General features: G+C 70.8%; 5 protein-coding genes. 4 read left to right on the top strand and 1 reads right to left on the bottom strand.

The annotated features are described in order from the left end of the window. The first annotated feature begins 192 nt into the window (after positions 1–192). Together trxB and trxA are read left to right on the top strand one after the other, a co-directional pair. Positions 193–1,146 carry a thioredoxin-disulfide reductase gene (trxB, locus tag E1281_RS37640; RefSeq protein WP_131884475.1) on the top strand — a complete coding sequence of 318 codons (954 nt, stop codon included), beginning with the start codon at positions 193–195 and terminating at the stop codon, positions 1,144–1,146. A gap of 142 nt (positions 1,147–1,288) precedes the next feature. Beyond that, positions 1,289–1,603 carry a thioredoxin gene (gene trxA / locus E1281_RS37635; RefSeq protein ID WP_131884474.1) on the top strand — a complete coding sequence of 105 codons (315 nt, stop codon included), beginning with the start codon at positions 1,289–1,291 and terminating at the stop codon, positions 1,601–1,603. Between the two features lie 100 nt (positions 1,604–1,703). Here trxA and E1281_RS37630 read toward each other — a convergent pair whose 3' ends face one another. Further along, entirely contained in the window at positions 1,704–2,321 is a 618-nt protein-coding gene (locus tag E1281_RS37630) for a GNAT family N-acetyltransferase (protein ID WP_131884473.1), read from the bottom strand. Between the two features lie 298 nt (positions 2,322–2,619). Between E1281_RS37630 and E1281_RS37625 the strand changes: the two genes are divergently transcribed. Both E1281_RS37625 and E1281_RS37620 read left to right on the top strand, forming a co-directional pair. Further along, positions 2,620–3,912, top strand: coding sequence for a PLP-dependent aminotransferase family protein (locus tag E1281_RS37625; RefSeq protein ID WP_243717777.1), 1,293 nt, complete (start codon positions 2,620–2,622; stop codon positions 3,910–3,912). A gap of 76 nt (positions 3,913–3,988) precedes the next feature. Next, a partial coding sequence (locus E1281_RS37620) for a D-alanine--D-alanine ligase (protein ID WP_131884472.1) occupies positions 3,989–4,703 on the top strand: 715 nt, incomplete at its 3' end.

Below are 4,703 nucleotides of genomic sequence, written 5' to 3'. Positions count from 1 at the left end.
CCCCACACCCTACGACCGTCCAGGGGACCGGGACGCACGAGCGAGCCGGACCCGGCGGCCCTGTTCCGGCCGGTGACGGCCGCCCACGGGGCGGTGCAGCGCGACGGGAATGGGCGGGGCCTAGGATCGGTTGACGCGACTGACAGGCCGGGTCGAGCGGCACAGGCGGCCAACGAGGAGAGGCACAGAACAGTGAGCGACGTCCGTAACGTCATCATCATCGGCTCGGGCCCCGCGGGCTACACGGCCGCCGTCTACGCGGCCCGCGGGGATCTGAAGCCGCTGGTGTTCGAGGGCTCGGTGACCGCCGGTGGTGCGCTGATGAACACCACCGATGTGGAGAACTTCCCCGGTTTCCCGGACGGGATCATGGGGCCGGACCTCATGGACAACCTGCGCAAGCAGGCCGAGCGCTTCGGTGCCGAGCTCGTCACCGACGATGTCACCGAGGTCGACCTCACCGCCGACCCCAAGGTCGTCAAGGTGGGTGACGAGACCTACCTCGCCAGGACCGTGATCGTGGCGACCGGCTCCGGTTACCGGGAGCTGGGCCTGCCGGACGAGAAGCGCCTGTCGGGACGCGGCGTCTCCTGGTGTGCGACGTGTGACGGCTTCTTCTTCCGCGAGCAGGACATCGCCGTCGTCGGCGGCGGCGACACCGCGATGGAGGAGGCGATCTTCCTCACCAAGTTCGCCCGGTCCGTCACCGTGATCCACCGCCGCGACCAGCTCCGCGCGTCCAAGATCATGCAGGATCGCGCGTTCGCCAACGAGAAGATCAAGTTCCGGTGGGACGGCGAGGTCACCGCGATCGCCGGCGACGACCGCGTCACCGGCGTGACCGTCCGCGACACCAGGACGGGCGAGACGTCCTCGATGGAGGTCACCGGGCTGTTCATCGCGATCGGGCACGACCCGCGCAGCGAGCTGTTCGCCGGCCAGCTGGAGACCGACACCGACGGGTACCTGCTCGTCGACGCCCCGACCACGAGGACGAAGATCCCCGGTGTGTTCGCCTGCGGGGACGTGGTCGACCACATCTACCGCCAGGCGGTCACCGCCGCCGGCACCGGCTGCGCCGCCGCGATCGACGCCGAGCGGTGGCTCCAGGACCAGGACGCCGCCGAGACGGTGCCGCAGGCCTGAGCCGCCCGCGGGGTCTTCCCGGCTGTTGCCGGACACATCGGGCTGGAGCGCCTCGGCAGCTTGCGCGGCATCCGGCTCCGGACACGAACGTCAGACACGCGCGGGCGGGTCGCCCGACCCGCACGAGAACCGGAGGAGAGCAATGAAGGCCGTGACCGACGCAGACTTCGCGTCCGAGGTCCTGGACAACGACAAGCCCGTCCTGGTCGACTTCTGGGCCGAGTGGTGCGGCCCGTGCCGGATGGTGGCGCCGATCCTGGAGGAGATCTCCAAGGAGCACGGCGACAAGATCGAGATCGTCAAGCTCAACATCGACGAGAACCCGCAGGTGCCGCAGCGGTACGGCGTCATGCAGATCCCGACGATGAACGTCTACAAGGGCGGCGAGGTCGTCAAGCAGATCATGGGCGCCAAGCCCAAGGCCGCCCTCCTGAAGGACCTCGCCGACTTCATCTGACCGGCGCCCCGCCGCCTCCCGCGGCGAGCGCAGTACGCATATGGCCCGTGCTCCGTCGTCCGGAGCACGGGCCATATGCGTAGAACGTCGTAGATTGGCGTTAGACGGGGCGGAGCGCCCCTTCCGGGGTCATGGTGCCGAGGAGCCGTTCCAGGGCGACCTCGACGTCCTCACGCCACGACAGGGCCGACTTCAGCTCCAGCCGCAGCCGCGGGTACCGGTGATGCGGCCGGACGGTCTTGAATCCGACCGACAGCAGGTAATCGGCGGGCACCATGCAACCGCCCTCCTCACCCTTCAGGTCGCCGAACGCCTCGATCGCCTTCACCGCCCGCCGGGTGAGGTCCTTCGCAACGCCCTGGACCAGCATGCGGCCGAGGCCGCCGCCCGCGAACTCCGGCAGGATGTGACCGGTCATCAGCAGCACCGCGTCCGCGCTGACCGGGCTCGTCGGGAACGCCACCGAACGCGGTACGTACAGCGGCGGCGCGTACATCACGAACCCCGCGGGGACGTTGTCGACGTACACGATCTTTCCGCAGCTGCCCCACTCCAGCAGCGTCGAGGAGATCCACGCCTCCTTCTCCAGGCCGGAGTCGCCGGCGTCCAGCGCCCGGTCCCGGCTGACCGGGTCCAGTTCCCAGAACACGCAGCCGCGGCATCGGTGCGGCAGATCACCGAGATTGTCCAGCGTGATGTTGACGAGACGACGCGACACCGGGTCGGCACCCCCTGTTGCGGTACTCGCCCGCCCGGCGCGAAACCCGCGGCCGGGCCGGGCCGTCGGTCTCTCGGGCGGAACGCCACTCGCGGAAGTTCCCGGCAACATTCCGGGATCCTCGGGCATCGTATCGGACAGGGGGATCCCCACCCGGACGGCACGCCCGGCACGGATCTTCGCATGGCGGCGGGCGGGGGAGGCCCGAGCCGATCCGGCGCCAGTCCCGGGGTTCCGCCGGACCGCCCCGGCCGATGCCGTATTTTGCAGGCAAGCCAATCCACCTCGGAGGTGCCTCGTGGAACAGCACTCGCGCACGGATGCCTATACCGACCGCTACGCCGCGCGCGCCGCCGGCATGGTGCCGTCCGAGATCCGGGCTCTGTTCGCGATGGCCGCCCGCCCCGAGGTGGTATCGCTGGCGGGCGGGATGCCGAACGTGTCCGCGCTCCCCCTCGACGCCGTCGGCCGGATGGTCGGCGAACTCGTCGCGGGCAAGGGCGCGGACGTCCTCCAGTACGGCTCCGCGCAGGGCGACGAGCGGCTCCGCGAGCACATCTGCGACGTCATGTCGCTCGAAGGCGTCCAGGCGTCGGCGGACGACGTCGTCGTCACCGTCGGCGCCCAGCAGGCCCTCGACCTCATCACCAAGATCTTCGTCGACCCGGGCGACGTCGTCCTCGCGGAGGCGCCCTCCTATGTCGGCGCGCTCGGGACGTTCGCGTCCTACCAGGCCGACGTCGTGCACGTCCCCCTCGACGAGGCGGGCCTCATCCCCGGCGCGCTTCGCGAGACCCTGTCGCGGCTGCGCCGGGAAGGGCGCCCGGTCAAGTTCCTGTACACCGTCCCGACGTTCCAGAACCCCGCGGGCGTCACGCTCACCACCGCCCGCCGCGCCCAGATTCTGGAGATCTGCGCGGAGTACGACGTCCTGGTCGTCGAGGACAACCCGTACGGACTCCTCGGCTTCGACGGCGAACCCATGCGGGCGCTCCGCGCGGACGACGCCGACCGCGTCATCTACCTCGGCTCGTTCTCCAAGACGATCGCGTCCGGCCTCCGGGTCGGCTGGGTCCTCGCGCCGCACGCCGTCCGCGCCAAGCTCGTCCTGGCCGCAGAGTCGGCGATCCTGTGCCCGTCGAACTTCTCGCAGCTCGCCGTCCGGGAGTACCTCGCCACGCAGCCCTGGCGGGAGCAGATCAAGGACTTCCGCGAGCTCTACCGCACCCGGCGCGACACGATGCTCGAATCCCTCGAACAGCTCATGCCGGACGGCTGCACCTGGACGCGCCCCGCCGGCGGCTTCTTCGTCTGGGTGACGCTCCCCGAGGGGCTCGACGCCAAGGCGATGGCCCCTCGCGCGATCGCCGAACGCGTCGCCTACGTCCCCGGGACCGGCTTCTACGCCGACGGCACCGGCCACAGCCATATGCGGCTGTCCTACTGCTTCCCCGAACCCCACCGGATCCGCGAGGGCGTCCGCAGGCTCGCGGCGGTGGTGGAAGACGAGATCCGGCTCCGGGACACTTTCGGGGGAGCCGTGACCGACGGCGGCACCGGCGTCCAAGCTCCGGGGCCGGACGTCGTCTGAATGTTTCACGTGAAACGCGCCGGCTTCCACCGGGAGGCCGGTGCGTTCTTTCAGATCACCTAGAGGGGCATCATCAGTGGAACTCGGGCACGTTGTCGTCCTGGCCGGGGGACTCTCCTACGAGCGGGAGGTCTCGCTGCGCTCCGGCCGCCGGGTCTCGGACGCCCTGCGCGCCCTCGACATCCCCGTCGAGCTCCGCGACGCGGACGCCACGCTTCTCGACGCCCTCACCGACGATCCCCCGGACGTCGTCTTCCCCGTCCTGCACGGGGCCGCGGGCGAGGACGGCTCCATCCGCGACGTCCTCGATCTCCTCGACGTCCCCTACGTCGGCGCCCGCCCCGACGCCTGCCGCGTCGCCTGGGACAAGCCCACCGCCAAGTCCGTCGTCCGCCGCGCCGGACTGCGGACCCCCGACTCGGTCGCGCTGCCGAAGGAGGTCTTCCACGACCTCGGCGCCGCGTCCGTCCTGGACCGGATCATCCGGAGCCTCGGCCTCCCCCTCTTCGTCAAGCCCACCCGAGGAGGCGCGGCGCTGGGCGCCTCCGTCGTCCACGACGCCGCCGACCTCTCCGCCGCCATGGTCGGCTGCTTCGCCTACGGCGACGCCGCCCTCGTCGAACGCTGCATCTCCGGCACCGAGGTCGCCGTCAGCGTCATCGAGCGCGACGGCATCCTCACCGCTCTGCCCGCCGTGGAGATCGTCGCCCCCGGCGGCCGCTACGACTACACGGCCCGCTACGACGCCGGCGACACCCGGCTGATCACCCCGGCCCGCCTCACCCCCGAGG

The sequence above is a fragment of the Actinomadura sp. KC345 genome (genome assembly GCF_004348515.1).
GTDB lineage: Bacteria > Actinomycetota > Actinomycetes > Streptosporangiales > Streptosporangiaceae > Spirillospora.
The sequence above is the reverse complement of the archived record's forward strand: the minus strand, read 5'-3'. Positions and strand labels throughout refer to the sequence as shown.

Coding starts and splice junctions, on each gene's coding strand:
- trxA (WP_131884474.1), top strand. CDS start 1,289: ATGAAGGCCGTGACCGACGCAGACTTCGCGTCCGAGGTCCTGGACAAC.